The 411-nt window shown below is 42.1% G+C and carries 1 protein-coding gene; it reads left to right on the forward strand.

The window, feature by feature from the left end:
* Positions 1-78 precede the first annotated feature (78 nt).
* The gene (locus JQM82_RS16135) at positions 79-411 is read left to right on the forward strand and encodes a transposase (protein ID WP_235251438.1); all 333 of its coding nucleotides are present in this window, start codon (positions 79-81) and stop codon (positions 409-411) included.

Raw genomic sequence — 411 nt, forward strand, 5'->3', positions numbered from 1 at the left:
TGGTGTGGTATAAAAAAAGTTGACATCTTATTCTCAAGGATTTCATGATAAAATCAAGAGAATAAGGAGGTACTCAAAATGGCACGTAAATATGACCATGAATACAAAGTACAGGCAGTTAAGTTAGCAAAAGAAATAGGTGGTGCTAAAGCTGCTAAAGAATTAGGTATCCCGGAGGGAACTATCCATACATGGCTGAAAGCAGTTAGAGCAGGCACATTGGATATTGGCGATGGTGCACATACTCCAGAAAGTGCGATTAGTCTTGCTGAGGAGCTTGCGATGCTCCGCAAACGCGTTAAGGATCAAGATAAAGAAATCCGGCGTCTGAAAGAGGAAAATGAATTTCTCGAGGAAGCAAGTGCTTTTTTCGCAGCCAGCCGTCGGAAGTCAGCAAGAACCAAAGAATGA

It is taken from the genome of Faecalicatena contorta, assembly GCF_021531995.1.
GTDB classification, from domain to species: Bacteria; Bacillota; Clostridia; order Lachnospirales; family Lachnospiraceae; genus Dorea_A; species Dorea_A contorta_A.

What these genes read in the sequence shown, in the direction of transcription:
- JQM82_RS16135 (WP_235251438.1), top strand. Translation starts at nt 79, where the DNA reads ATGGCACGTAAATATGACCATGAATACAAAGTACAGGCAGTTAAGTTA.